This window comes from Rhodococcus sp. SGAir0479, assembly GCF_005484805.1.
In the GTDB taxonomy this organism is placed as follows: Bacteria; Actinomycetota; Actinomycetes; order Mycobacteriales; family Mycobacteriaceae; genus Prescottella.
In genome coordinates this window covers 79,342-104,493 of record NZ_CP039433.1, presented here as the reverse complement: position 1 = coordinate 104,493, position 25,152 = coordinate 79,342, and the positions used below count along the sequence as shown (strand labels likewise).

Here is a 25,152-nt window from a genome sequence, read left to right as displayed (position 1 = left end):
AGGAGAAGACCAATCCCGCTGCGCTCCGGCGGGTTCCACCTCACACGATTCGGGGAGTGACGTGTGAGGCGTCGAGCCACAGCCACAGGTCGAGTTCGCTGCGCCCGTTGGCCGATCGGGCGGGGACGCAGACCTGGGCGAGCCAGCGGCCATCAGTCCTGTTAACTGCACCTTCTGGACATAGTCCGCGAATCTGACTAGGGGGTGGGCGGGATGGACGAGATGCGGCGAGCGCTTCGCGAGGGGCGCGTCGAGCTACCAGCGGTGGGGAACGCGCAGTGTGTCGAGCCGCCGGGTGGCAGGTTCACTGCGCAATCCTCAACGGCGCCGCGGCAGCGGCCGCGCTCGTGGCGGCGGGTGTCCAGTCGACGCGGCCACCGCGACCGGCGAGCGTGACGGTCCGGTGGCGGGCCTGCTGCCCGCGCGCCGTGGCCCGGATCTCGAGCCGTTCGGGCAGCGGCGGCGCAGCGCGGTGGTCCGGGTGGCGATCGGCCGACTCCTGAGCCGCCAGGCGGGGTTGGCGGCGATCGTGCAGTCGCGCAAACGCATCACGCCACCCGACCAGCGTTCTCGAAGGTGATGGCCATGCACCTCGACGCAGACCTCACCGCCCGACTCGACACCCTCGCGCGGCGGGTCGGGGTCGCTCGGGGCGAGTTGATCCGGATCGCGGTGGACCGATTCTTCGTCGAGCTGGCCGAACTTCGCCTGGCCGGTGCACCGTTCGACCTCGAAACCGCCGTCAACGCGGAGATATTCAACGGCGAAGCGAGCCGTGACCGGCTGATCCGGCGGCGCCGGCGTTTGGAAGCTGCACGCCGCGAGGCGAAATGACCTCGTGTGACAATCCCCAGGTGACCACGACAGCACGCCGAACCATTGCTGGCCTCGCGGCCGTGGCCATAGTCCTCATCGCCGGTGGGCTCCTGTTCAACCGCCACGAGACCCAGTCCTATTCCGAGTGCATGAACGGCTTTTGGGGGACCTTCAGCGCAGGGGACCTCACCGTGCCGGAACCCGACGTGTACACCGGCAACCTCTACCTCCCCGACTGCGATGCGAACCGTGCCGGCCTGATCGCAGCGGGGATCGGCGCGGCCGTACTCGCCGCCTCGGCGATCATCTGGTGGCGGCAGCGTTCCGCGCCGAGCGGTGCCGGCGAGCAGTGACCGCTCCTCCCGAACGCGGCCACGGCGCCCTCGGCTACAGCTCGATCCCGGTGTCAGGGCTCGGCGACCATCTCCTGCCTAGGTCGACTGGCTGTGGTCCCGACCGACGACGACTACAACCCAAAGACCGAGCGCATCACTCGTCGTAAGCGTCCTCATAAAAGTCCTCGTCATCCGAGAAGCGCCACTCACAGGACGCTCGCGCCACCGGATTCGCTTCCGCCACTATCTGCTTTACGGCTTCCTCCACCGACTCTGCCCAACCCAAGATCGACCTTCCCTTATAGCGATCCAGGAATACGCCATAGTCAAGATCGGCAGTCGAGCCGTACTGCTTTCTGGCTTCCTCCACCGACTTTTGCCAAACCTCGATCGACCCTCCCGGATAGCGATCCAGGAAAACGTCGTAGTCAAGATCGGCAGTCCAGCCGTACATCATCCACTGATCCTCGCCCTCGGGGTCGAGCTGTCCGTAATTCGGCTCCAGCCCCTCTCGCTCCATCAGCGCACGGACTGCGGGCAGTACCAAATTGGCCTGCTGCGAAGTGAGAGGAGCCAGAAGTCTGAAGGCGCAACGAAACAATCTCTGCACGAGCCGGAACCCTAGAGCAACAGACCCCTGGCGTCGTCCGGGGTCCGTCGGGACCAACTGTCAGCCACTCGAATTCAAACGCCGATAATTTACCTTATGTCATCTTGCCTGGTTAGAGGCCGTTTCGGCGATCTCTCACCACATCGACAACTGGTCCTCGTCGCCCGGCCGGCGTCTCCGTTTAGCCCCTTCCGGCGGCGGCTCAGCGGTGGGCTCGTCAGTGACAATGCCAGCACGTCGGGCGCGCTCGAGTTCGGGGCTCGGGTCGACTCCAGCAGCCTGCGCGATTGCAGCCTTGATCCGAGTGCGGTGAGCGAGTGCGGCGCGGCCGGCGTCGGTATCGCGGGCGGCCCACGCCTGCTGCCATGCATCCGATCCGGGCTGCGGTGCTCCCAGCACGGTGTCGGTGGCCCGCTCGAGGAGCACGTCGATCTTCTCCGCGACCGCCTCGGCGGCCTCGGCGATCGCCTCGGGTGGCACCTTCCTCGCGCCCATACCGCGCAGTGTAGGTCGCGATGCTGACTTGCTTTGGGCTACACGCCACTACCGAACTCGTGGTGGTCGCGGGCGGTGTCGGACCGAACTGGAAAGATGCCGACCAGCATCTCCCGCCCCACAGGCACGTGAAGGAACGCGACCATGAGCGAACCCGTCCAGCCCTCCGACCTGTACTTCCGACTCCAGGACGCTCTCGGTGCGCTCCGTGATGTTCGCCGGACCGTCGCCGAGATTTCTCGCGAGTACGCCGACCTGGACGCCACGGAACTCGCTGTCGACACGCTCGGCGACGCCCTCTCCCCTGCCGATGCCCTCGGTCGTACCCGCGACGGCCTCGACGGCGTCGCTCGCACTCTCGACGCCGTCGACGACGCCTTCGACTCCGCCCTCTCGCCCTCGAGTCGCCTGCTCCGTCCGTCGACCTGAATTACCGGAGAGGTGCGTGGGTGGGGTGCCGACGTCAGGGATGGGGCGGACTCCGATCGGGCCGCCGGTCGGGGTGTTCCTGTCGGCCGATGCTGATCTGGCGTTGCGGGCGATTGCTGAACCGTTCGGGCAGCGGCGGCGCAGCGCGGTGATCCGGGTCGCGATCCGCCGACTCATTGCCGACCAGCAGGGCCTGGGCGCGGCGGCGCGTCTGCGTGAGGAGAATCGAGCGACACGGCCACCCTTCGACGCGGTGGTGAACATGCACCTCGACAAACCGACCACTGCCGAACTCCACGGTCTCGCCACACGGCACGGCACGACGCGGGCGGAGATCATGCGGATCGCGGTCGACCGGTTCCTGCTCGAGCTCGCCGAGCTTCGGCTCGCGGGCACTCCGTTCGACATCGAAACCGCGGTCAACGAAGAAATATTCAACGGCACCGCGAACCGGGAACGGCTGATCGCGCGCCGCCAGCGCCGCGAAGCCGCCCGCCAGGCGAGACGGCCTGGGCGGGAGTGACTACGCCTCGGGAATCAGGTCCTCGGGCTTCATCGGGAACGGATACTTGCCGGGGGCCTCGTCGACGGCCTCGATGAGGCAGCGGCCGTCGTCCTCACTGATCTCGACGATGGTGAAAACTGAGGCCCCACCTGGGCGGATGCGGACACGATCGCCAACCTGCACTGCTGTACCTCTCGAAGAACCTGAACCGAGAACGCTATCGGATGCGCCACCTCACACCGCCTGCAGCTTCCTTTCTCCGTTCTGCCGCGTCGAGCGAGTGTGGCCGCGCAGAATCTGGCCTATGAGTGCCGCGGCGGCTCCCCCGGCGCCGATGCTCGCCACCCTCGGCGAGCCACCGGCCGGTGAGGGATGGGCATTCGAGATGAAGTGGGACGGACAACGCGCCGTCACCAACGCCGACCGCGGCGGCGTCCGGATGTTCAGCCGCAACGGCAACGACATCACCGGCGCGTTCCCGGAACTGACCGGGCCGATCGGCGAGGCCGTCGACGACCACGACGTCGTCCTCGACGGGGAGATCGTGGCGCTCGATGCCAAGGGCCGGCCTTCGTTCAGTCGACTGCAGCGCAGGATGCACGTGGTGCGCCCGACAGTGCAGCTGCGCAACGACTTCCCGGTCACCTACTACGTCTTCGACGTCCTCGCGCTCGACGGCGAACCCACGACGGCACTCACGTATCTCGAGCGGCGGAAGCTGCTCGACAGTCTCGGCATGTCGGGGCGGCGCGTACAGGTGCCGCCGTTCTGGACGGACGTCGACGGCGAGCGAATGCTCGACCTGGCCCGCGAGCACCACCTCGAGGGTGTGGTCGCGAAGCGCGTGGACTCCACGTACCGGCCGGGCCGGCGGGCACCGGCCTGGATCAAGACTCCGCTGCGCAAGAACACAGAGGCGATCGTGGTGGGCTGGGTCGACGGCAGCGGCGCGGCCCGCAATGGTGTCGGATCCCTGCTACTCGGCGCATACGACGACGGGATCTTGAAGTACATCGGGCACGTCGGTACCGGATTCACCACCGCGTTCCGCCGATCGCTCCGCCAACAGCTGGCCGCACTCGAGCGGCCCACGAGCCCGCTATCCGCTCCTCCACCGAATCGGGATGTCAGGGGCGCGCACTGGGTCTCGCCCGAACTGGTCGGTGATGTCGAGTACCGCGAGTACACCGGCGGCAGTCTGAGACACCCCAGCTGGAAGGGCCTCCGCGACGACAAGGCCCCCGACGAGGTGGATCTGCCCGGCACGCACTGAGAGCTTCGTTCACCCCGCGCGCGTTGACCTCCGCCCGAACGGGGCGAGTCTTCGTCATTCGAACCGCGGAGCTGATCGGTTCGAGCATTTCAACTGCCGCCAGCCCGGCGATGGGGTAGAGAAGCTGAGTCGATACACCGACCGAACAAGGAGATCGCATGGCAAAGAAGGTCGATACCGCGTGGGTGGAGGATGGCAAGTCCCTTCACGTCAAGCATGACGGGTACACAGGGAAGGCCGACCCTCAGAATGACGGCACATGGCTGTGGTCGGTGCATCGCGCGGGAAAGGTCGGCGTCGGGGCACAGGATCCCGAACGAACTGGCAATGCCATCAAGGTCGACTCATCGAATAGCGAGGGTGAGGCGAAGCAACAGATGCTCGCGACGTTGGCCGCAGCGATAGAGGCCGCCGGAGACGGCGGCTAGCCACCTCAGTTCAGCACGAGCGCCACGACGCCGACGGAATAGCTCCGTCGGCGCTGGCGTTGAGGTGGCTGGATCGGTTGCGTTCCGTGTCCCCCGGGCTCAAACCCTTGCCCTCGCAGAGTTCCGTACGGCTGGAGCTGCGTTGCGCCTATCGCCGAGAGGCGACCGAACGCATCCGGTCCTTCTTCATGCCCTCGCACCCCATCTGAAGGGGAACCGCGGACGCTGCCGACCGGCCTGGCCGGTACTGACAGTGCCCGTCAGTACCCTTGCCCCGTGACCGATCGCGCCGTCCTGGCCGCCCGCATCCGTCAAGAACACGCGCACGAACTGCCCACTTTCCACGCTGGCTGCGCTCTCGACACCTCGCCATGCGCCGTCACAGCGGAATCCCTCGAAACACGGGACGCGACGTTGACGGTCACCATCACCTGCCAGTCGTTCGCTGCAGAGTCGAGAGGGTCGGATCCGGCCGCCGCCGGCACCGCTGTGACCGTGGCCGTCGCGAGCACCTACACCGCGTCTGGTGCCCGGCGGCACATCCAGTTGGCCGAGCCCGAGGCGTGGGCGCGGGCGGTGTTCGCCGAGTTCGATGAGGACGAGCGGCGGATGTATCTCCTCGGCGGTGTCGATGCCGACACCGGGCGTCCCCAGTTTGGACTGGTCACTTACCGCCTCTATCTCGACGCGCGCGGCGTCCCAATCCGGGTGCCTCCCCAGCTCCTTGAAATCCCTCACTACTGGGTCCTCCCGCTGGAATGAGCCCGTTCACTCGGTCTGCCGGGCGGTCGGGGTGTATCACCTGGTAGACAGAGCAGTTCGTGTCGTTGGCGGGGATGGCCCTGCGCAGGAGGTTGACCAATGGGGATCTTCGGTAAATTGCTGGGCATCGGCGGCGGGCGCAGCAACGTCGATAGCGGGGGAACCCACGTCAGCGACGGGAGCGATGACTTCGACTACTCGACGATCGACAATTGCCCCTACTGCCACGCCCCGTTGCAAGGCATGGACTGCGTCTCTTGCAAGGTGGAGTTCGTCCTCGAGGACGACAAGCTCGTTGAACGTCTGCTGTCGCAGCGAGGCCCACGCGCCGAGCCTCGCTGCACGAGGTGCGATAGGCCCATGAAGCGTGGGGGCGTCTACACCGCGCCGTGGGAAGACGGCGACAACGCCGACGCCTACGTCACCTGCCCGAGCTGTGGCTACCAGAACGACTTCTAGCCACTGACCCATCCGCCATTTCGGAAAATTCGCCGCTTCCGCCCTCTCCGGATTTCCGACTGTCGGGGCCGTTCAAGCGCGACAGTGCCCTGGCCGGGAGCGGCCAGGGCACCATTCGCTTCTCAGTGGATCGCGATGTGAACTTGGGCGATGAGCTGCCAGAGAGTGCGGGCGGTGGTCTCGGAGTCGTCGAGGTTGACCGGCCAGTCTGCCTCCAACTCGTGGCGCTGCTGGGCGTGGCACCAGGTCCAGTATTGGGCGTGCGTGAGTCCGTCCTCATCCACGACGAAGCGGAAACGGCTGCGGGGGCTGTACTCCAGAGCGACTTCAAGCTCGTCGTCAACGATTCGCATGGGAGTTTCGGCGTCGACACCTTCGGCGCGGGCTTGCTCGGCATCGAGTCGTTGCAGCGCGGCGCGGATCGATTCGGGCGCTGGCACGCGTGCAGAGTCCGGCAGCAGTGCGGTGCTCATCGGTTCCATGAGGTTCCCTTACCTGGGCGGATGGGCTGGGCCTGATGCCCTGCCCTGTTGAGGCTCCGTTGCCCGTCGGCGCGTGCGTTGCGCCGACGGGACGGCGCGTCAGCGGCTTGCGTGTTCGTTGACGTACATCGTGATGGCGTCGCGCATGACTTCGGCGGCGCGCCGACCCTGGGCGGCTGCCAGTGCGTCCACCTGTTCGCTCACCGCGAGGGGCAGTCGCACTTGTCGCCGGGGCGATTCCTCCCCCGGCTTGGCCTGCGGATCCAGACTCGGCCGCCCGGCATGGGCGCGAGCAAGGAGCGCTCGCCCCGCCTCTGCGGCGGCGGCTCCCCTGCGGGCCGTCTTCGAGTTCTCCGGCAGGGTCATCTCGTGTTCGGCCCAGTCGGCTGCCTCGTCGTAGTTCTTCTTCTTGTTGGTCATGGCTTCCTCCATCTGTGCCGCCACCCCCGTGTTCGTGGTCGTCATCAGTCCTCCATCCGGTCGAGGTGCTTCTGGCGGGCCTCCATCACGTGAAAGACCGTGATGTCGCGGGGGCCGATCTCCACCATCACTTCGAGCAAGGGGCCGCCCAGCTTTCGCGGCGGACCGATGAACAGGGTGGGCCGAATCGTCGACGGCGGTCGAGGATCATCGAACCCCTCCTCGACGTACATCGCGTGCGCGATTGCATGGGTCGCGTCGGCATGGTCGATTCCATGCTTGTCGGCGCTGCCGGTCCACTTGATTGCCATGCTAATACTGTACTACAAAATTTGCTATTTGTGTACTACACAATAGGGATTCCGGTGGGGCGGTCCGCGCTGGCGTTGAGGCAGGTTCGGAACGTCAACTACCAGGTGACAGCCTGTTTCTGTTCTCCCGAACGGTGATGCATACCCACTTGTCGTACGCGAGCGACTTGGCGTACTCGACGTTCCCGCTGATGAGGCACCGTCGCTCGCGAGCGGCCAGCGCGTCGATCGCTGCGTCGAGCTCGTCGTCACTCATCGCTTCGGCCGCGCCGAGAGTGTCGCCGCCCCAGGCGTCTCGTCCTGGATCCTGATCGAAGTGCTGCTCGCCAGTCATGTCCCCTCCTCGTTCGTTCAAGTGTGCAGCAGACGCGGCGAAGGCCCGCACCGTCGCGGTGCGGGCCTCCCTCGCTTGCGGCTCTAGTCGAGGGTGATCGTTTCGGGCTTGATGTGCGCGGCGATCGCCTTCTCGACATCCGACAGCTCGTAACCGTTCGCGGCGAGGAGTTCGAGGTAGGCGGTTGCACCCCGGGGCCGGGTCCGCCAGGCGTCCTTGACCATGCGGGCCTCCATCGCGGCGATCACCAGGGCGAAGGTGATGACCTGCGCGCGCGAGTCGCTGGCGGCAACCGCCAGGTCCCGGACGGCGTTGTTCGAGAGTCGGTAGTCCTTGATCCCGAGCAGCTCTCCGAGGCAGTCGCTCGCGTGGTACTCGGCCAGCAGGTGAGGATCGCTCGCGAGGGTGACCGCAATCCACACGGACGCGTTCGCGGGGATCTTGGTGCGCCCGAGCAGGGTGCGCAGGAAGGCGCGTCGGACGGTGTTCGCCGCCTCGGCGCGCTTGTTCAGCTCCCGGACTCGGCGGCGTTCCTCGCGCTCCGCCTCGACCTGGGCGGCTGCTTCTTCGGCGGTCGCCGGCACTGCGGCAGCGCGTCCGTTCCGGCGCGCGAACATGACCTTGGCGACATCGCTCAGCTGCAGGCCGCTGCCCTCGAGGTTGCCCGGGTCGAGCAGGTGGAACTCGCGGTCCCACACCCGGCGGGTCTCGATGTTGTTCATGTGGAGCAGTCCGTCCTCGGCTTCGAGGTCGGGGTTCTCGTTGGTGTCCCAGTCGATCTCGTCCTCGGCGACCTCTGCCCCGCTCTGGCGGTCGAACCACGCCTCGGTCCAGCTCAGCCGGACGCCCCAGCGGGAGGCGGCAGCTTCGACCGTCTCGAGGGTGATCGGTTCGCCGGCCTCGGTGAGGACGTGCTCGAACGTGACCGGGTGGTAGTTGTAGCCGTCGAGGATGGTGAAGCCCTTGGCCTCGTACGGTGCGGCTGCCTCGGCGTGTGCGATGCGTTCCGCCCGGTCACGACGCAGACGCTCGGCCATGTAGTCGAACTGGTAGTGGCTGCCGTAGGAGAGCAGGCGGTTGATGCCCTCGGTGTCGCCGGCTTCCTCGAACTCGGCGATGGTCGCGGCCTGTTCGATGGTGAACTGGTGCTCGTCCACGCTGGCGCGAGCGGCCTTCGATGCGCCGACCGTCGCGAGGGTCTTGACCTTGTCGCGGGAGACGCTGGCTGCCTTGGCGACGGCGGTCTGGGACAGGCCCAGGTCGAGCATGGCGGCGATGCCGGCTGCGCGCTGGCCGTCGGTGAGGGCTTCGCGCTGGTCGTTGGAGACGATCTGCTGGCCGATGCGAGCGGCCTTGCGGGCGTTGTCGGTTCCGTTCTCGTGGGGGCGGATGATGACGGGCACGCTGGTCCGGTTCGCGGCGCGGGCGGCGAGAAGTCGGCGCTGGCCATCGGTGACCAAGATGGTGCCGTCATCCCGGCGTTCGGCCAGGATCGGGTGCAGGACACCGTGTTCTGCGATGGACTCGACGAACTCGGGTGTCGCGTCGAGGTCGACCTCGTCGCGGACGTTGTCACCGATTTCGAGGGTGGCGGGATCGACGGTGAGCAGTTCGGGGGTGGTCGTTGCGGTCATGATGGCCTCTCTCCTACAGTTCGGGAGAGCGAGTCGGGGCAGGTAGCCACTGTCCCGACTCACTCGTTTTCTCGGGCGCTGATCTAGTTCCAGGGGTTTCCGTCGAGCAGCTCGACGATCTCGGCGATCTCGTCCTTCGAATCGACTTCCGCCTCAACGCGACGCATGACGCCCTCCTCACTCGGGGACGGGTCTCCCCCCGCCCGTTCTTTTGCCCTTCTGGCATGGAGTATTTGGACCGGCATGAGGGGGCCGGAGTGCAACCCCTGGGGTCGAAAAATCTTGGAGGAGCGCAGCGGGGGAGAGATTTTTCGGAGCCGTCAGGCCGCGTAGCGCCAAGGGGTTGCGCGGAGGTCACCGCCGGTCAAAATCGGAAGGCCAGAAGGGAAAAAGGAAGAAGTCTTTTCCAGGGGCGGAGCGCAGCGGAGCTCGTTTCGGGGTGCGCCGCAGGCGTACAACGGTGCAACGCACCCCCGGGGACGTTGTTGAGAAAGGCCTCGGGGATTCGCGCGCTATGCGGGCGGCATCATCCGCCCGCCCGTGGCGAGCCAGTAGATGACAAAGTCCATCGCCTCTCCGAGTGGGCCGAGGGTGCGGCCGAAGAATCCGTAGTCGAGCATCACCACCTCCTTATCGCCCACACGCCTGGCGGAAGTCGACCACGCATGGGTACGTCGCAGCCAGCCATCGGAGCGTCTCGAATGGCAACGGCAGAAACCAGAACGTGTCACCCATGAGCTTCTCTCCTACTAGTGCGGCGGAATGCCCCAGAGCCAGAGTTGGTAGAGCACGTCGTACAGCCAGGTCGGCACCGGGACGCCGTTGAGCATCACCACACCCCTAGCCAGTCGAGCGCGTTGACCACGGCGATCACCACGGGCGCGAGCGGTCCCCAGAACGGAAGATCGAACATCGCAGCCTCCTCAGTGGGCCTGAGTTTGCGTCGGGGTCGAGTCCATCGTCCGCCGCCCCGGCTGTGGGTAGAGCACGTTCGTCTCCTTCGATACCCAGCGGCAATCTCCGGCACAGTCGAGCCGCCTGCCCGAGCGGGCAGCGACACCGCCGATCAGCAATCCGAACAGGAAGCCGAAGCCGGCAAGGAGAACTCGCAACGCGCGCAGCGGCCCACTATGGCAGGCCGCGCCCGCCGCTTGCGGCATAGGTACCGGCCGGTCGTATCGGCTTCGATTCGTGTCGCCGGGTGAGAGCCCGGACGTAGGCACGATGAGTTTTTCCACCGCGGAAGGTCTGTCCAGTCATGAGGAAACTGATCTACACCTTCGGCGTGTCCCTCGACGGCTTCGTCAACGACCGCGACGGGAGTATCGACTGGGCCGAACCGGACGAGGAGCTGCACCAGTTTCACAACGACCGGTACCGCGAGATCGAGATCTCGCTGCACGGGCGCAGACTCTACGAACTGATGGCCGCGCACTGGCCGTACGTGCCCGCGAGCGCCTCGCGCATCGAACGCGATTTCGCGAAGCTCTGGACGGAGAAGCCCAAGGTCGTCTTCTCCCGAACGCTCACCGAGGTTCGCTGGAACAGCAGACTTGTCAGCGACAACGCGGTCGAGGAGGTCCGCAGACTCAAGGCCGACGGAGACGGCACGATGGAAGTCGGCGGCGCGAACCTGGCGACCTCACTGATTCCCCACGGTCTCATCGACGAGTACCAATTGTTCCTCTCGCCCGTCGTTCTCGGCGGGGGCACCCCGATGTTCCCTCCCCTGGACAACCACATTCGACTCCGGTTGGCAGAGACGAGGCACTTCGACACGGTGGTGATGCTGCGCTACCTCACGGTCTGACACCCTCCCCCTGAAGGGGCGGAGGGCAATCCCGATTGCGTGGTCTAGGGCGTGTTGTTGCGGGCGTCGCGTTCCTGCCGCAGATACACGTACACACCGGACTTGCTCAGCCCGTGTTCCCTCTGCAGCTCGGCGACTGTCTTTTCGCCGGACTGGTACTGCTCGAACATTGCACGGCTCTGCTCTGGTGTGAGCTTCGCCTTGCCGCCCGGATACCGTCCTGCGGCTTTGGCTTTCGCGCGTGGCCCGGACAGCCGGAGTTGGAAGATCCCGGCCTGAAAGTCGGGGAAGGTCCGGGTGAGCATTGCGAAGGCGGTGCGGCCGGTCTCGGTGGCCGGGTCGTAGATGGTCGGTCCGACGCGAAGTGATGCGCCGCGCTGCTCGATCACGCCGGCGACTTCGCCCAGCTCGGCCGCGGAGCGGGCCAGCCGCTCGAGTCCAGTGACCGCGATGACATCGCCGGCGGTGAGGTCTGCGAGCATGGCCGTGCGGGCGGGCAGGTCGTTCCTGGTCCCGCGTAGGCCGCGGTCGATGTGGATGTGATCAGGCTCGACTCCCAGGGCGGTGAGCGACGAGCGTTGCTGGTCCTCGTCGTGGCCTTCGTCGGCCCGCGCGTATCCGATCATCATGCGCCCATCCTATTGCGAACTGGAATATTGCAGCTTGGACCTCGGGTCACGCCTGGTCGGCCGCCGTCGTGGGCAGTGGGTCGTTGCGGAGGGAGTGGAGTCGGTTCATCTCGCTGCGCTGACGGGTCCCCAGGTCGACCAGGATCGGGAACAGTTGATCTTCGGCAGCCTCGGCGGCGGCGTGCGCCATCGTGGCCGCCAGCTCGTGGAAGCTTCGTCGGTATGCGACAGCGACGACGTCGGCGGCGTAGTAGCGGAGTGCGCCCGCGGACGACCCCAGGGTGAGGGCTGCGCGGAAGTGGTTGTGGACGGCGGCCGGTACTGCCTGGCTGCCTGCGCGACCAAGGGCCATGCTGACGCTAGCGGGATCGTGCGGGTGGCCGGCCAGCACCGCGTCGCGGATCGCTGCGAAAACAGGGCGGTGGAAGGGGTTGGCGAAGTCGGCCTCGGTCATCCGCTCGGCGACGAACCTCAAGGTGGTGTCGTCTCGGGTCCACATGGCGGCGCAGAGCATGTGAGCCTCGGGGTCGAGTTCGGGCTCGGTGTACTCGCTGCCCGGGTCGTCGGTCGGCTCGTCGACCAACGCGTCCGTCTCGTCGTGCTCGACGTGCTGCATGTGGTTCTCCCCCTCGTATGCGTCAGGCCGGGACCGCGGTGGCCCCGGCCCAACTGCTGCCGGTATCCGATGGTGTCAGGATGCGCTGGCGATGTGCTCGACGGTCGCGGTCCAGCATCCGCTGTCGTCGTCGAGCCACTCGTCGGTGCGGCGGTATCCGTGGCCCGCGAGGACCCGGTCGGCGATCTCGGTGCTCCACTCCCCCGGGTCGGCCTGTGCGGCAACGAGACTCTGCGCCCAGACGGGCGGGAGGACGCAGCCTGCGCCGTCCAGGTGTGCCTCGAGGTCGACAGTGTTGGTGTGGCCGTCCGCTGCCTGGGCGATGGTTGCGGTGACGATGACGGTCTGCTCGATCAGGTCGGTGTCCATGAGTTTCCCTCCCGGGTGTTGGCGGCTGGGCCGATGCCCTACCGCCCTTCTAGTCTATCTGACAATATAGCTGTTTGCAATGCGTAATGCCTGGTGGTGACTTGTTTTTCGATGTAGCTCCAACCGTTCCCCGGCCCCGCCGGCAAGAGACGAATGGTGCGGTGGACGAGGAGCGCAGTACCTACCGCAGGTAGGCATTGCCGCTGGTAGAGCAGAGCGGGCCAGGGGTACGCAGCGACAAGCCACCGCGATAATGAGGACCCGGCGGGCAGGAAACTATCTGCTCTTCTTGGTTCCATTTCAGTCGTCCCTCAGACTATTGCTGTGACATCCGAAGCTTCACCCTCACGAATCGACACGCTCCGACAAGACGCGTGGGATCACGCACTGCACACCTATGGGACCGGATACCTATTTGGCGTGAGGGCGCGGCGATTCAAGAAGCGCATGGGCCGGCTGACTTTCGCTGGCATCGTGATCCCGGTCGTCGTCGGTGCTGTCGCAGTGTCAGGAATCCCCTGGCCCGGCATACTCCCCGCGCTCGTCGTCGTAGCTGGTGCACTAGGAATTCCACTGGCGGTCGTCAATACATATGCACTCACCTCCGACTGGAGCGGCACCTACGCCCACGCTGTCCAATCAGCAGCTGCGAACCAACAGCTCGCGGACGCTTTCCGGAACCTCGCCAAGAGCTACACCGATGCCGACGAGTTCGAGCAGGCGCTGAAACTCCTCCAGGCACAGGACTCCGCGCAGAAGGACCGGGACAGCTCTCAACAGGTCACACCCGCTGAAACACGAATGGGAATGCGCGCAGCATTGTTTGAACGCGGAAAGGCCTGCGCAGTCTGTAGAGTCGTCCCGAGTGCGATGAAGCCGAGCGAATGCGGAGTGTGTGGTGACTTCCCCAAGAAGTGGATCGGATAGAGTTTCGGCTTTTCTCGACGGATACTTGAACCTATCGCCTCAGGAACAGCAGGAGTTCATGGCTCGGCTGACCGAGTACCACCGTGAACCCGGCCGCCGAACCCAGCTGAGGAAGAGCTTCCAGGCGGGGCGACTCAACTTGGGGCCCACTGGTCTTGGGTGCCCTGTGTGCGGCAAGTAGCCGAAGACCACACGACGAAGGCGGGGCATCTGCCCCGCCTTCGTTGTCAGTACCGGTGGTCTATTCAGTCGCCGCGCTCTGGTTGCGCATCCGCACAGTGGCCCACAGCAGCGTTCCCAGCAGGATCACTGCGGCCGCGACGGCGGCGATCTTCATCGCGACGCCGGCGCTCGAGCTCAGCGTGCCGATGTTCATCAGGATGGCGCCGAAAGCGGCGAGCCCGAGCCCGATGCCGTGCCGGGTGCGGTACTTCCCTCCGGGAAGCCCCTTGGCCTGTAGAGCGAGCACCATCGGCGACACCCAGATCACGATGCCGCCGCCGACGATGAGGAGCGCGACGCCAATCCATGTGAATGCATTCATCTGATCCGTGCAGTCCGTTCTGTGTCTGGTGAGGGCTCGGTCTACAAGCTACTGGTTGAGTCCGACAGGGAGTTCCTTGCGACGTGCTGTGTCGATGGCGGCGGTGACGGCGCTGAGGACCCGTTCGGGCGCCTTGACCAGGCCGTCTGTCAGCTTCTTGACGGTCTCGGTGGCGGCTTGACGCTCTGCTGCGGTGGCAGAAGTGTCGAGGGCGGTGCGGAGTGCGTAGGCGGCCTTGCGGAGCTTGTTGCGGCTGGACCGCTCGTAGATGCTGGTGCCGATGCGGCGGGCGTTCTCGTCAGCCTTGTCCCAGGCTGCCCGGAGATCGTGGGCCGCGGTGCGGAACTGGTCGATTCGGTTCTGGGCGGCGGGGACGACGTCGAGGTCGAGCGCCTGGGCGTGGGCGAGCGCTTCGAGAAACGCGGCCGTCAGCGGCTCGTCGACGTCTTCGAGGATAGGCCGTTGGAGCCATGCGAAGGGGTCGAGCAGATAGGCGCTGTAGTCGTCGAGGACGCCCTTGTACACGGCCTGGCCGGTCGCCCAGTCGCGCTCGCGGGCTTCTCGCTCCTCGCGGCGTTCGGCGCGGCGGGCTCGCAGGTTGGACACGGCGAACCAGGTGACGATGAGGAACCCGATCGCGCCGATGGCGGCGAGCAGGATCATGGGATTGATGTCGAGACTGGCAGCGGGGGTGGAGTCGCCGGCGTCAGTCGGGGCCGGTTCAGGGGCCGGGGTCGGATCCGGCTGCGGAGCCGGGGACGGTTCTGATTCTGGCTCGGCGGGAGAGTCGGAGACGGAGCCACCTGCGCCGAGTAGGGCGGCGAGGCCGAACCCGATGATGGCTCCCACTCCCCCGATGATTCCGCGGAGGGCGCTGGACCGGGCGTAGGAGTCGTAGGCGAACGCCAATCGGCCTGCGCTGACGACCATGATGAGGAACCCGAGAGCCATGCCGGCCCACGCGACGGTGCTGAGGATGTTCGAGAGGTTGTTGAACAGCTCGTCCGTTGGGGTGCCGGATGATTCGGTTGCAAGATTCATTGCCGTGTCCCTTTCCAGGGCTGGTCAAGGAGAGGGGTCGGCGGGGCTTGCCGTCGGGCGCCCCGCCGATCCGGAGGTCAGTGGGAGGCCGGTGCGAGCTGGCGCAGTGGAACGGCGATCGCCCGGTAGTCGCTCGATGGCAACGGCCGCTCGTCGAGCATGGTCAAGATTCCGGCGTCCGCCGCGTCGGACGCTGTCGCTGCCGAGACTTTGACGGAGCCGACGTGGTCACCGTCGCGATGGCTGATCGCCACGACATAGTCGTGCATGAGGAGTCCCCTTCCCGGGGATCGTGAGCTGGGCCTGATGCCCTGCTCGCTACAACCATTCTACGTTACAACGTTTAGCCGTTCAACCGTTGTAACGGCACAATGGCAGAAGCGCCCGAATTGGCGCGTATCGCCTGGTAATCAGCCTTCGGCGTAGATGATTCGGGTATCGACTCCGTCGGCTGCGAGGTTGCGGACGGCAGTTGCGGCCGCGACGCGGTGCCAGCGGGCGGGCAGTTTGGGGCGGTCGGGTACGACGCCGTCGCCCTTGTAGGTGGTGATGACGCCACTGTCTTTGCCGGCGTCTTCGAGTTCCCGGATCACGTCGTCCTGGACCTGTTCGAGCTGCGCGAGTTCGGCGACGACGCCTTCGGGGATGGGCTTGCCTTGTTCCCATCGCCGGATCACGCGTTCGTCGACCCCGAGTAGTGCGGCGGTCTCCTGCGCGTTGAGGCCGAGCAGCTCCCGTCGAGCGCGCAGTTCTGCGCCGGAGCGGCGGTCCGTGTCGGCCATGAAAGTTCCCTTCCGGGTTCGTGCTTGGGCCTGCCTGCCCCAGCGGATTGATCGAGGTGACTCTACCCGCCGGCACTGCGTCGTCCGGTCCTCCGCGCTCTGGTGAACAGGGAGTGATAGATGGCAAGGCGGCGCGTAGCGGTGCCGCGGCAGCACTGTCCTTCGAACGCGTGGCATCGGGTTGCCGATCTTGGTCACGTGCCTCGGTCTTGTCGGGTGGTGACGGTAGACTGCGGGCGGCAACTTGAATCCCCCCCCCCCCGATTCAGCCAGTGAGTCCTGCGGACTCGTACGAAAGCCTCAGCCGACCCCCTGGCTGGGGCTTTCTTCTTGCCTTCCTACGGGTCTCAGGGGCGCGGCGTTCGCGCGACGAGGGTGTCGAGGTAGTCGACCTGCGCTCGAAGGTTCTGTTCGACTTCTTCGAGCTGTTCGCTGGCGGTGGGCGCATCGGCGGCCGCGAGCTCCGCGCCTGCCATCTGCTGGTGGAGTTGTTCGGCGCGGTGTGTGTCGGCGGAGAGGCGCTGGACGGTTCTCAGGTCCTCGGCAACGGAGTGGACGCGGTCGAGGGCGTCCTCGACGACACGGAGTGCTGCGACGCGATCGCTGAGTGTCGAACGGCTCTGCGCGAAGATGACCTCACGACGGTTCCATTCCTCTCGGGACTGTGTCGCAACGCCGGCCGCAGTCGGCGGATCCGGGGTCGAGCTGCGGAGGGTCAGCAACTCGTTCGCTGCGGCTGCGATCGCGTGCAGCTCCATGTGGAGCCCGATCACCGATCTGCGGCCACCCACCACGGGGATCGTCCATGCGGGGTGAGCTGCGGTTCGGTCCAGGACACCTTCGGCGAGAGTGACGATCCGGGTCTCGTCGGTATCGGCGTGTGTCGGCCAATGGAGCACCGTGCTCGCGCTGGCGACTGTCGTGTGGTCACTCGCGGACAGCGCCGGCCGGGTCGAGAACCATCGCCGCCGGGGCAGTGACCCGAAGTCGATGGTCCCACTGGCACGGGCAACGTCCTCGAGACGCCGTTGCAGTGTCGACGGGATCGCACTCCAATCGAGGACCGTGGTCGTCCGCGGGATCCGCTGCGGGTAACGCAGCTGCTCCCCCACCCACACTCTGGCGGCGTCGATCGCCGAGTACCTCACGCGAGCCCCTCCTTCGTCGCGAGTGTTAGGCCCCCACGGGTAGCGCGAAGAGTTCGTTCTCGATCATGCCCGCGATTTCGTAGACCGGGGTGCCCTCGTCGAGCAGTTCGACCACCCGATCCCTAACACTTGCGCCGGAGATGCCCTGGGCTTGCAGTGTGCGCATCACGGTGCTGATCCCTCGGTGGTTCGTGCGCTTGACGGACGTCTCCTCGCTGGCAGAGGCCGGCACCGATGGCGCAGTGGCGGCTGCGGCCCGTGCGGCGACGTGCTTGTCCCAGCCCCCGCTGGGCATGAGCCACCAGCCGAACGCCTTGTCCCACTTGTCGACGCCCGTGCGAGTCTTCTCCTCGGCGTACTGGCGGAACGCGTCGACCACGGCCGCGAGGTCGAGGCCACGTGCGGCGACGCGGCTCAGATGCTGGGGATTCGGTGCCCAGTCCCGCGGTAGCGGGATCGGGGCAGCGGTCCCCAGGGCATCGGGATCAACAGAGGAGAGAGAAGGAGAAGAGGAAGAGAAAAGCTCTTTCTCGTGGTGCAAAATTTGCACCGGGGTGGGTGCGGAATCGCTGCCGACGTGGTCCGCAGCGACCAGCGGCTGTACCGGGGCCGGTGCGAATTCCGTACCGGGTTCGACAGCGCTGGCCAGCGAGTTATCCACAGCCAATGAGTAGACGTTCAGCTGCTGGTGGGCGCCGAATCGACGGATCATCCCGGCGTCGTCGAGGCGGCGCAGAGCGGCGACCAGGGTGCCGCGAGAGCAACCGGCCTCCTGCTGCAGGGTCGCGTAGCTGATCGGCTTGGTCATTCCCGTCTCCGGGTTGACGTGCGTGAGGATCGCGAGCGCCACTGAGCGTGCGCTGTGCGGGAGGTCGCTGGTCTTGCCGCGTACGGCGGATAGCCAGGTCAGGATCGGCTCATGAGAGCTGAGGGTCGTCGCCACGGTGGGTAATTCCTCTCGTTGTGAGAAGAAGACCGGAGACACGCCGATGCTGGCAGGCACGTATGACTAGTCGAGCTACCGGCGACCCTGTAATATCGGCGATGGACAATCTGGATGCCGTTTGGTGGGTCGCCTGCTCGAGCGTGTATCTGATCTTCAATTGTCGGACCCCTCGGTGGCAGCCGGGGGGTTTGGCATTTCTAGGGCTTGTTAGCTCGCTTCCTTCTTCGCGTCTGCGATGAACGAGGTCACGGCCTCGCGGATCAGTTTGGAGACGGAACGGCCCGTCTCGTCGGAGAGCGCCTCGAGTTCCTGGTCGATGACGTCCGGGAACCGGACTGTCCGCCGGGGAGAGGTAGGCGCGTTGCTGTGGGGATTAAGTCGACGGTACGGTCGCTCTTCGCGCGTTGCCGAGGTCATTCCACTCCCTTCCGACCAGGTTCGGTCCTTGTTCCGGGACGACCTTACGGCCAGCGATACTGAGTGTCTGACATTCGCCGGCCGCTGGGCGTGTCGCTCGAGTTCTCGAGTTTCTACCGAACGAGTTGCGGGTCGCTGGCGGACTTCGCGGCGTCGTCGATCCAGCGGTAGACCGTGCTGATGTTCCGGTTGACTTCGACTGCGATCTCCTTGGGTTTGACGCCCAGCGCCTTCCTGCGGAGGGCGTAGTCGCGTAGTTGATCGGTTGTCGCTGTGCTGAGGTCGACGGCGACAGGGTCGCGGGGCGGGGTGGTGGACGTGACTGTCGGGATCTCTTGCGGCAGTGGGCGTGCGTCGGGATAACTCGCGAAGGGAGCCGCTTCGTCGGCCATGCCGGCGGTCTCTACGCCGTGCCCTTCACCGGCGCTCGCCCTTTCGAAGCGCGGTGCGGCGGGCTGGTTCTGCGCTTCCGCCATAACCGCGGGGGTGGCGAGGCACTCAGGCTCGGGATCCGTTCCTGTGACTGCGATCTCGGCCTGGTTAGGAGCGTCACGAACAGGTTCGTCAGAGATGGCCGTAGGGGACGAAGAGGTGCCACCACTCCCCTCCCCCACCGGCGCCCTCATCGGCGTGCGGGCCAGGATGGTCAGCCCGTGGCTGGCTGCGAGCAGCGAGATTGGCGGAATGGTCGAGATGGCCGCAGCGAGCAGCGGGTCGAAATCGGGCGCGTGAGAGACCCACGCGTGGAGGGCGTTGCCCGCGATGCTGACGCCGGCGGCGACGCCCAGGACGGTCCAGAAGAACCTCCGCTCCTTCCCTCGCTCGTCGTTGCCGGCGAGCCAGAGGATCGAGATGGTGGCCTGCAGGATTGTGCCGTCGATGATGACGGGGAACAGGTAGGAGAGCTCTCGCGGCTGGCCTGTCATGTGCAGCAAGTCAGCTAGAGCCACGAACGACAGGATGAACGACGCAAGGCAGATCATCGCCGTCAGGGTCAGTGCGGCCCAGAAGGCGGGGCTTTGCTTGTGCGACTTGCTCTTCGCGTTCCTGGTGGGGTGATGCGAATCGGATCGTGGTCCTTCTCGGAGCATCGGGAATCCTCGCTGTCGTAGGTCTCAGTGTCGTGGAGGCGCTGCGAATTTTCGGCTGACGCTTCGCATGTGAGAGGCGAGTGAGAATCCTGGGCCATTCCCGGCTGGGTGCCCTGGAGTCCATCTGCACGGTGTGCGATCGCATCGGGTCGGTTGAACTGTCCCGCCACTTTCTCGGGTTCGCGTCCGAGAACGTACTGGTAACAGCGCCTTTCGAAGGTCCTTGCAGTCGCACATCTGCTGCAGCTCGCCGTCACGGACTTCGCGCCCGAAGGCTCGAAGTGGTGATGGTTCCTGCTGATCGTAACCGAGAGACCATCGAGACGGCATAGCGTCAAAACGTTGCAACAGTAAGAAGGCTAACGGTTTGAGCGTTGTAACGCTAGAACCGTACAACGCTAAAACTGTGAGACGGTTTCATGTTGGAACGGTTCGCGGTTGCAACGCTGGGACTGCTAAACGGTTGGACGTTGCAACCGTGAGAGGGCGTAACCGTGAACCGTTGCAACTCTGAACACTTGAAATGGCGCGCGGTTGTAGCGGCTCAAGGGCAAGCGGTCGGGCGATTGGAATGCTGCAGAGCGACGAAGGCCCTGGAAGCAAGCTGCTTCCAGGGCCTTCTGTGCGGCTTGGTCAGAGTCGCGTGCGCCCGGTGGTGCCGGGGAGGCGGCCAGCTCGCGCTGACAGCTCCTGGGCGACCTGCTCGGGTGCCATTTGTTCGGCGAGCCGGGTGAGGGCGAGGCGGACGACCGCGGAGCGGTTTGCGTCGATTTTCGGTTGGCTGCGGCGGCCCGCGCGCTTGACGTCCTCGAGGAAGTCGTCGTTCGATGCCGACAGGTAGACCGTCGCGGAGATCAGTGGATCATCCACCGGTGCCGGTGCCGGTGCCGGCGCTGGGCGCGGCTTGCTGGCCTGCTTGGGCGCCGGAGCCGGCGCGGATGCCGGAACCGCAGCGGGCTGTGGCGTGGGCGCCTGCTCCTGCGCTGGGGTTGCCGCAGCGGCCGGTGCGTCATTCGTGCCGGCGGTCTCGACAGGCGTGGGGCGCGCCGGGTGCCTCGAAGGGGGAATGTTGCGCCGCCCGGTCCCTTGCTGCCGCAGGTTGTTGAGTTGTTCGAGTCCGCTAGCCATTGACGTACTCCTTCACGTACTTGGCGAGCGCGATCATGCCGTCGGCGACCGGCTGAAGCGCCTTTGCGGGCTTCGGTTCGGCCGTGATCGCGACTCGCTTCTTGCGGGTTCCGACGGCGCTGGCCGTCGGGATTAGGGGTCCGACCTGCACCGGCGTGCCCTCGATGATCCGAGCGAGCCTGTTGATCTCGGCCGCCGGCGGCACCCGCGGCACCATGTTCGGAACGATGACGACCGGATAGTCAGGCATCTCATGGACGAGTTGCTCGGTGGCGTTCAAGTCATCGGTGCGCAGGGGACAGGGCGTCACGACGACGTTCGCGACGGACAGCGCGCCGTGCGTGTGAGGGCTTGCACCGGGGTGGGTATCGACGACGATCCAGTCGCTCTCCCACTCGGCTCCCCACTTGAGGAGAGCATCGGCCATCTCCTCTTCACTCGGGGGCGCGTCGTACAGCTCGGGATGTCCTGGAACGAGCCGAGCCTTCATGTGCCCCTTCAGAGGCTTCGGCGTCCGGCCGTTGCGCAGCGCGTCGAGCAGGATCGACCGAGTCCGTTCTTCCGGGCGGTAACCCCACTTGCGGGTCACTCCGCCACCGTCGTGCTCGAGGTCGACCAGGGGAGCGTCGAGCAACCAGGCGAGTTCGTACGCGATCGTCGACTTACCGACGCCGCCCTTGCGTGAATGGCAGACCACGATGTTCGTCACGTCCTCACGATAGCGTTCTAACTGCACAATCAGCAATCATTGGAAGCATGAAACGGCGAGCCGTCTAACAGTTGAACGTTTAGAGGTCCGGATGTTTAAACGGCGCGACGTTGTGCAGTTATAACCCTGGGTGCCCCTCGTATGTCGGGGAATGGGGGCGGTGTCGATGGCGGCCCCGATCGCGAGGACACAACGATTTGCGCTGTTCAAGATCATTTTGGACGCGTTCGGATGTGTCGTGGCGCACGTCTCCCGATGCCCGCGTGTCTCGGTACGCGGGTAACATCCTCAGGGGCGAACCGCAGGGTTCGTCCACTTTTCTGTCGTGGGGGAGCGGCCGGTTTGGTTGGTTGTTCTCTCTCGATACGGGGTGTGTGCCGAGTTCGTTGGGAGGCGACGGGCGCACGAACGAGACGAGGTCATACATGGATCCGATTGTGGGAGCCGTCAGTCAGTTACTGGCACACGCTCGAGGGGAAGAGTCGGCGTCGGTATTCGGCTTGGTTCGCACGGCCGAGCGGATCCGTCAGCGTCCGTTGACTGTCCAGGAGAGCGATACCCTCGCTCCTGGGACTTTCGGGCTATGGCGCAACTGCGCCGACCACGACGAGATCCTGTTCTCGCCGTGGGTGGCGGCTCCGGAACGCACAGTCGCGCACGAGCTCGGCCACATTTTGCTCGGGCATCCGGGGATGCCGGTCGATGAAGCTGTGCGGCGCACGCTTCCGGCGGAATGGCACGACGTGGCCGGATTCATGCTCCGTCAGTGCGGGCAGAACTCCACTGGCGACGACCATCTGCGTCGGCTCGAGCGAGACGCCGAAGGCTTCGCGTCCGAACTGTGCGGCCGGATCGCGGGTGCCGGCCGTGCGCGGTCGGCTCGGATCCGCTCACTACTCAACGAGGCGCTCTGACTGTGGTTTTGATGCTCGCTCTATCGATCCTGTTGTGGTGGGTCGCGATCACTCGTGCACATCGCTGGCGTCAGTCGCGGTCGGTCTTCACGCTCGGCACCACGATCGTGTTCGTGTGCATGGCCGCTCACACGACGGTGAACCTTCGATGGGTCGATCGGTTCGTCAGCGATGCGACGGGCGTACCGAACTCGACGTCGGCCGTCAAATACGTCATCTTCCTTGGGATTTGCCTGGGTGCCGCGCTAATGATCGTGGCGCTGAGGGTTTCTCGCGTCGACGTCCAGCGTCGGTGGGTGGCGCCGCTGTCTATCGGCGCCTTCGTTGCCGCAGTTGCCGCGGTGGTGCTGTTCTTCTCGGCCAATGCGGTGCCGCAGGCGGAGAGCGGCTACCAGTTCGACGAGCTCTACGCCCACCTGCCTGGGTACGCCGAGGCTGCGGCCCTCGTCATGGGCGTCGCAGCGATCCTGTGCACCATCATTACGGTCGTCGTGCTGCTGGGATGGGATGTGAGCACCCCTGCGGGGAGGGGACTCGCGATTCTGACGCCGGGCGTCGCGATCCTCTCGGCCTATGCGTGGATGAGGGCGGGCTACGTCGTCGCGGCGCGTGCAGGCTGGGTCGAGCCGTCGACCAGGGTCTTCGATCTGTCGTCGAAGCTGGCGGTCATCGGGATCCTGCTGACCACACTCGGGTTGATGTGGGCGTCGATCGAGGGGGCCTTCTCGGTGCGCCTGCAGCGTCGCGACTTTGCGGAGCTGCACGCCGCGCTGGTTGACGGCCGGTGGCCCGGCGTCGCCCGGGATTCGCACGTCTCCGCTGGCGCTGCTCGCCGGGTGGAGGATCGGGCGAGTGAGATCCTCGATGCGCTGTCGATGCAAGCTCGCAGGGATGGGCTCCCTGAGCATGGAGACGGGGACGTGTCACCGGAGATGATCGCGCGGTGGCTGCGTACGGGCGAGGCTGGGCGAGTGTCCGTCTCGGATCTCCGTCCGCCGGCCGACACCGAATCTGTCCGCTGGGTGCGTTCGGTTGGCAAGGCCTTCGCCACAGTGTCGGACGCGGATCCGGAAGCTACGCGCGCGTGAAGAACGCTCTCGCTCGGTTGCTGACCGAGATCGCTGCCCCGTGGACCGTGAACATCGCATCCTGCATGATCCTGGGCTGGTCCATCGGCCATCCGGGTTGGGGCGCGTTCGTCGCGCTCTTCGCGGGTGTGTTGCCGATGCTGCTGATCGTGTGGGGGATCGTTCGTGATCGGATCGGCAATCACCATGTCACCGAGCATTCGGAGCGTCACGGACTGATCGTGGCCATCCTCGGTCTGGTGGTGACCGCGCTCGTGGTGCAGATCGTTGCCCACGCTCCGCGGGAGATGATCGCGCTGACCTGTGCGGGTCTAGCCGCGCTGGTCGGTATCGCTGTGTGGACGAGCGTGTTCCACGTCAAGGCGTCGGTACACATGGCGGTGTGGTGCGGGGTCGTTGCCGTGCTGGGCGTGGCGCTGAGTCCCTGGTGGTGGCTGGGACTGCTGCTGGCGCCCGCGATCGCCTGGTCGCGACTGCGCCTGGGGCACCACACGCTCAGCCAGATCGTCGTCGGCGCGGCGACCGGACTGGTCGTCGCGCCGTTGGTCTATCTCGCGGTGGCGTAGGAGTCAGCGGGATTCGTTCGCCGGCTTCTCGCCGTCCGCGTACGGGTTGTAGGCGCGCGCCGCGACGGGAACGTCGGCGTCGCGGAGGGATCGCACCCAGCTGATGTAGCGCTGGAAGTCGCCGAACGAATCATCGTCCGCGAAGTAGTCGAGTGGGACGTGGAAGAACTTCGCAATGTCCTGGGCGATTTGAAGGCTGGGGTTGGGCCGAGTTCCGTTGAGCAGCATCGAGATGTAGCCCTGGGTGATCGTGCCGCCGTTGGTGCGGATGCCGTCGACGATCTCGTTCATGGTGAACGGGCCCCGGTCCTTGGGGTGGACATTGTCGACCAAGTAGCGGAACTTCTCGGCGAAAGTCGCCACGATCCTCCCCTTCTCATTGAACTCTCAACGACCAATTGATAGTTCAAATCTACCTGTTCAGCCCCTGGTGGGGGCCACCTCAACCGCCCTGGTGAGACGCCCGTCACTATGCCCTGTCCCCGACTATTACTGTGGTGATATTACAATAGTGATAGGCGCCGGTATGGCGCGGTTAGGCGTGGTTGGGGGAGGTTCTTGTGAGGCTGGCTGCCTTATCGCCGGGGGGGACGATAATGCGCCTGCTGCCAGGCGAGCGAGACGGTCGCATCGTCGATGCCGAGGACCTCTCCCAGCCGCTTGCGCATGTCGTCGGTCAGTGGACTTTCGCCCCGTTCGATGCGCGAGTACGACGACGTCGAGGTGTTGACGGCGACGGCGACGTCTCTCTGCGAGAGGCCGCGGAGCGCGCGCCAGTTCTGCAGCGTTCTGGACTGCTCGGAGACGATGGCGATCTCGCTGACGTCGATTCCGAGAGCTGTGGCCACGCGTTCGAGGGAGTCGAGTGTGGGAGCGGCCTCGCCGATCTCCCATCGGCGGAGGCTGTTGTACGGCACGCCGGCCAGGCGGGCGAGGTCGGAGCGCGACATGCCGCTGGCGTCGCGGGCCTCCTTCAATCGCGTCGGATCGAAGCCTCGAAGCGTTCGCGGCGGCACTCTCACCTCCTCTGTTCGGGAACCTTTTCGGTTCCGGCCGCATCTGACTCTGTAGTCGATGTATCGGCAGTTCACTGTGCCGCATCGTCCGTGGCGATCTGAAATCTCGGCTCGATTC

37 protein-coding genes are annotated in these 25,152 nt (G+C 65.7%); 14 read left to right on the top strand and 23 right to left on the bottom strand.

Annotation, left to right across the window (positions count from 1 at the left end; all coding sequences use genetic code 11):
• The first annotated feature begins 295 nt into the window (after window positions 1-295).
• From E7742_RS23085 to E7742_RS23075, 3 genes are read left to right on the top strand one after another with little or no spacing between them, the layout of a single operon-like run.
• On the top strand, window positions 296-580 hold the full coding sequence (locus E7742_RS23085) for a hypothetical protein (protein WP_137801446.1): 285 nt from the start codon (window positions 296-298) through the stop codon (window positions 578-580).
• 5 nt (window positions 581-585) lie between these two features.
• Window positions 586-834, top strand: coding sequence for a CopG family transcriptional regulator (locus tag E7742_RS23080; RefSeq protein ID WP_175420665.1), 249 nt, complete (start codon window positions 586-588; stop codon window positions 832-834).
• Between the two features lie 20 nt (window positions 835-854).
• Entirely contained in the window at window positions 855-1,169 is a 315-nt protein-coding gene (locus E7742_RS23075; RefSeq protein ID WP_137801444.1) for a hypothetical protein, read from the top strand.
• 136 nt (window positions 1,170-1,305) lie between these two features.
• On the opposite strand, the gene E7742_RS23070 is transcribed toward E7742_RS23075, so the two are convergent.
• Both E7742_RS23070 and E7742_RS23065 read right to left on the bottom strand, forming a co-directional pair.
• On the bottom strand, window positions 1,306-1,761 hold the full coding sequence (locus E7742_RS23070; protein WP_137801443.1) for a hypothetical protein: 456 nt from the start codon (window positions 1,759-1,761) through the stop codon (window positions 1,306-1,308).
• A 135-nt stretch (window positions 1,762-1,896) separates the two neighbouring features.
• Window positions 1,897-2,256: a hypothetical protein gene (locus E7742_RS23065; protein WP_137801442.1), complete on the bottom strand. Its 360-nt coding sequence runs from the start codon at window positions 2,254-2,256 to the stop codon at window positions 1,897-1,899.
• A 144-nt stretch (window positions 2,257-2,400) separates the two neighbouring features.
• Here E7742_RS23065 and E7742_RS23060 point away from each other — a divergent pair, with 144 nt between their 5' ends.
• Both E7742_RS23060 and E7742_RS23055 read left to right on the top strand, forming a co-directional pair.
• Complete coding sequence (locus E7742_RS23060) at window positions 2,401-2,685, top strand: hypothetical protein (protein ID WP_137801441.1); 285 nt, start codon at window positions 2,401-2,403, stop codon at window positions 2,683-2,685.
• 16 nt (window positions 2,686-2,701) lie between these two features.
• Window positions 2,702-3,208, top strand: a complete 507-nt coding sequence (locus E7742_RS23055) for a hypothetical protein (protein ID WP_137801440.1) — start codon at window positions 2,702-2,704, stop codon at window positions 3,206-3,208.
• Here E7742_RS23055 and E7742_RS23345 read toward each other — a convergent pair whose 3' ends face one another.
• Window positions 3,209-3,373: a hypothetical protein gene (locus E7742_RS23345; protein WP_175420664.1), complete on the bottom strand. Its 165-nt coding sequence runs from the start codon at window positions 3,371-3,373 to the stop codon at window positions 3,209-3,211.
• A gap of 121 nt (window positions 3,374-3,494) precedes the next feature.
• Between E7742_RS23345 and ligD the strand changes: the two genes are divergently transcribed.
• The 4 genes from ligD (at window position 3,495) to E7742_RS23035 (ending at window position 6,112) form a co-directional block, all read left to right on the top strand.
• Window positions 3,495-4,463, top strand: a complete 969-nt coding sequence (ligD, locus tag E7742_RS23050) for a non-homologous end-joining DNA ligase (RefSeq protein ID WP_137801439.1) — start codon at window positions 3,495-3,497, stop codon at window positions 4,461-4,463.
• A gap of 158 nt (window positions 4,464-4,621) precedes the next feature.
• Entirely contained in the window at window positions 4,622-4,891 is a 270-nt protein-coding gene (locus tag E7742_RS23045; protein ID WP_137801438.1) for a hypothetical protein, read from the top strand.
• 276 nt (window positions 4,892-5,167) lie between these two features.
• Window positions 5,168-5,653: a hypothetical protein gene (locus E7742_RS23040; RefSeq protein ID WP_137801437.1), complete on the top strand. Its 486-nt coding sequence runs from the start codon at window positions 5,168-5,170 to the stop codon at window positions 5,651-5,653.
• A 99-nt stretch (window positions 5,654-5,752) separates the two neighbouring features.
• Window positions 5,753-6,112, top strand: a complete 360-nt coding sequence (locus tag E7742_RS23035) for a hypothetical protein (RefSeq protein ID WP_137801436.1) — start codon at window positions 5,753-5,755, stop codon at window positions 6,110-6,112.
• Window positions 6,113-6,234: 122 nt separating this feature from the next.
• On the opposite strand, the gene E7742_RS23030 is transcribed toward E7742_RS23035, so the two are convergent.
• The 5 genes from E7742_RS23030 to E7742_RS23010 form a co-directional block, all read right to left on the bottom strand.
• Window positions 6,235-6,585, bottom strand: a complete 351-nt coding sequence (locus E7742_RS23030) for a hypothetical protein (protein WP_137801435.1) — start codon at window positions 6,583-6,585, stop codon at window positions 6,235-6,237.
• A 108-nt stretch (window positions 6,586-6,693) separates the two neighbouring features.
• Entirely contained in the window at window positions 6,694-7,059 is a 366-nt protein-coding gene (locus E7742_RS23025) for a ribbon-helix-helix domain-containing protein (RefSeq protein ID WP_254699383.1), read from the bottom strand.
• Window positions 7,059-7,325: a hypothetical protein gene (locus E7742_RS23020; protein WP_137801434.1), complete on the bottom strand. Its 267-nt coding sequence runs from the start codon at window positions 7,323-7,325 to the stop codon at window positions 7,059-7,061. The genes E7742_RS23025 and E7742_RS23020 overlap by 1 nt, the downstream gene beginning before the upstream one ends.
• A gap of 94 nt (window positions 7,326-7,419) precedes the next feature.
• A complete protein-coding gene (locus E7742_RS23015) occupies window positions 7,420-7,659 on the bottom strand; it encodes a hypothetical protein (protein ID WP_137801433.1) in 240 nt (79 codons plus the stop codon).
• An 83-nt stretch (window positions 7,660-7,742) separates the two neighbouring features.
• Window positions 7,743-9,293, bottom strand: a complete 1,551-nt coding sequence (locus tag E7742_RS23010) for a ParB/RepB/Spo0J family partition protein (protein WP_137801432.1) — start codon at window positions 9,291-9,293, stop codon at window positions 7,743-7,745.
• A gap of 1,258 nt (window positions 9,294-10,551) precedes the next feature.
• Between E7742_RS23010 and E7742_RS23005 the strand changes: the two genes are divergently transcribed.
• Entirely contained in the window at window positions 10,552-11,103 is a 552-nt protein-coding gene (locus E7742_RS23005) for a dihydrofolate reductase family protein (RefSeq protein WP_137801431.1), read from the top strand.
• A 44-nt stretch (window positions 11,104-11,147) separates the two neighbouring features.
• On the opposite strand, the gene E7742_RS23000 is transcribed toward E7742_RS23005, so the two are convergent.
• From E7742_RS23000 to E7742_RS22990, 3 genes are all read right to left on the bottom strand, one after another.
• Complete coding sequence (locus E7742_RS23000; RefSeq protein ID WP_254699382.1) at window positions 11,148-11,729, bottom strand: recombinase family protein; 582 nt, start codon at window positions 11,727-11,729, stop codon at window positions 11,148-11,150.
• A gap of 49 nt (window positions 11,730-11,778) precedes the next feature.
• Window positions 11,779-12,348, bottom strand: coding sequence for a DnaB-like helicase N-terminal domain-containing protein (locus E7742_RS22995; RefSeq protein ID WP_137801429.1), 570 nt, complete (start codon window positions 12,346-12,348; stop codon window positions 11,779-11,781).
• Window positions 12,349-12,423: 75 nt separating this feature from the next.
• Window positions 12,424-12,717 carry a hypothetical protein gene (locus E7742_RS22990; protein WP_137801428.1) on the bottom strand — a complete coding sequence of 98 codons (294 nt, stop codon included), beginning with the start codon at window positions 12,715-12,717 and terminating at the stop codon, window positions 12,424-12,426.
• A 324-nt stretch (window positions 12,718-13,041) separates the two neighbouring features.
• On the opposite strand from E7742_RS22990, the gene E7742_RS22985 reads away from it, so the two are divergent.
• On the top strand, window positions 13,042-13,644 hold the full coding sequence (locus E7742_RS22985) for a mobilome CxxCx(11)CxxC protein (protein ID WP_175420663.1): 603 nt from the start codon (window positions 13,042-13,044) through the stop codon (window positions 13,642-13,644).
• 241 nt (window positions 13,645-13,885) lie between these two features.
• Here E7742_RS22985 and E7742_RS22980 read toward each other — a convergent pair whose 3' ends face one another.
• From E7742_RS22980 to E7742_RS22935, 10 genes are all read right to left on the bottom strand, one after another.
• The gene (locus tag E7742_RS22980; RefSeq protein ID WP_137801426.1) at window positions 13,886-14,188 is read right to left on the bottom strand and encodes a hypothetical protein; all 303 of its coding nucleotides are present in this window, start codon (window positions 14,186-14,188) and stop codon (window positions 13,886-13,888) included.
• 48 nt (window positions 14,189-14,236) lie between these two features.
• Window positions 14,237-15,229, bottom strand: coding sequence for a hypothetical protein (locus tag E7742_RS22975; RefSeq protein WP_137801425.1), 993 nt, complete (start codon window positions 15,227-15,229; stop codon window positions 14,237-14,239).
• 77 nt (window positions 15,230-15,306) lie between these two features.
• Window positions 15,307-15,498: a hypothetical protein gene (locus tag E7742_RS22970; RefSeq protein WP_137801424.1), complete on the bottom strand. Its 192-nt coding sequence runs from the start codon at window positions 15,496-15,498 to the stop codon at window positions 15,307-15,309.
• A 141-nt stretch (window positions 15,499-15,639) separates the two neighbouring features.
• On the bottom strand, window positions 15,640-16,011 hold the full coding sequence (locus E7742_RS22965; protein WP_175420662.1) for a helix-turn-helix domain-containing protein: 372 nt from the start codon (window positions 16,009-16,011) through the stop codon (window positions 15,640-15,642).
• A 347-nt stretch (window positions 16,012-16,358) separates the two neighbouring features.
• Complete coding sequence (locus E7742_RS22960; RefSeq protein ID WP_137801422.1) at window positions 16,359-17,159, bottom strand: hypothetical protein; 801 nt, start codon at window positions 17,157-17,159, stop codon at window positions 16,359-16,361.
• Between the two features lie 25 nt (window positions 17,160-17,184).
• Window positions 17,185-18,102 carry an Lrp/AsnC family transcriptional regulator gene (locus E7742_RS22955; protein ID WP_137801421.1) on the bottom strand — a complete coding sequence of 306 codons (918 nt, stop codon included), beginning with the start codon at window positions 18,100-18,102 and terminating at the stop codon, window positions 17,185-17,187.
• 210 nt (window positions 18,103-18,312) lie between these two features.
• Entirely contained in the window at window positions 18,313-18,522 is a 210-nt protein-coding gene (locus E7742_RS23845) for a ribbon-helix-helix domain-containing protein (RefSeq protein ID WP_012532590.1), read from the bottom strand.
• 113 nt (window positions 18,523-18,635) lie between these two features.
• A complete protein-coding gene (locus tag E7742_RS22945; protein ID WP_137801420.1) occupies window positions 18,636-19,613 on the bottom strand; it encodes a DUF2637 domain-containing protein in 978 nt (325 codons plus the stop codon).
• Window positions 19,614-20,246: 633 nt separating this feature from the next.
• Entirely contained in the window at window positions 20,247-20,741 is a 495-nt protein-coding gene (locus E7742_RS22940; protein ID WP_137801419.1) for a hypothetical protein, read from the bottom strand.
• On the bottom strand, window positions 20,734-21,450 hold the full coding sequence (locus tag E7742_RS22935) for a ParA family protein (RefSeq protein ID WP_137801418.1): 717 nt from the start codon (window positions 21,448-21,450) through the stop codon (window positions 20,734-20,736). The genes E7742_RS22940 and E7742_RS22935 overlap by 8 nt, the downstream gene beginning before the upstream one ends.
• A gap of 425 nt (window positions 21,451-21,875) precedes the next feature.
• Between E7742_RS22935 and E7742_RS22930 the strand changes: the two genes are divergently transcribed.
• Genes E7742_RS22930 through E7742_RS22920 form a run of 3 tightly spaced genes read left to right on the top strand, consistent with a single transcriptional unit; the run spans window position 21,876 to window position 24,018 of the window.
• On the top strand, window positions 21,876-22,364 hold the full coding sequence (locus E7742_RS22930; RefSeq protein ID WP_137801417.1) for a hypothetical protein: 489 nt from the start codon (window positions 21,876-21,878) through the stop codon (window positions 22,362-22,364).
• A gap of 11 nt (window positions 22,365-22,375) precedes the next feature.
• Complete coding sequence (locus tag E7742_RS22925; RefSeq protein WP_137801416.1) at window positions 22,376-23,452, top strand: hypothetical protein; 1,077 nt, start codon at window positions 22,376-22,378, stop codon at window positions 23,450-23,452.
• On the top strand, window positions 23,449-24,018 hold the full coding sequence (locus E7742_RS22920; RefSeq protein WP_254699381.1) for a hypothetical protein: 570 nt from the start codon (window positions 23,449-23,451) through the stop codon (window positions 24,016-24,018). The genes E7742_RS22925 and E7742_RS22920 overlap by 4 nt, the downstream gene beginning before the upstream one ends.
• A 3-nt stretch (window positions 24,019-24,021) precedes the next feature.
• On the opposite strand, the gene E7742_RS22915 is transcribed toward E7742_RS22920, so the two are convergent.
• Both E7742_RS22915 and E7742_RS22910 read right to left on the bottom strand, forming a co-directional pair.
• Window positions 24,022-24,381, bottom strand: coding sequence for a helix-turn-helix domain-containing protein (locus E7742_RS22915; protein ID WP_137801415.1), 360 nt, complete (start codon window positions 24,379-24,381; stop codon window positions 24,022-24,024).
• Window positions 24,382-24,593: 212 nt separating this feature from the next.
• Window positions 24,594-25,034, bottom strand: coding sequence for a helix-turn-helix domain-containing protein (locus E7742_RS22910; RefSeq protein WP_137801414.1), 441 nt, complete (start codon window positions 25,032-25,034; stop codon window positions 24,594-24,596).
• Between the last annotated feature and the right edge of the window lie 118 nt (window positions 25,035-25,152).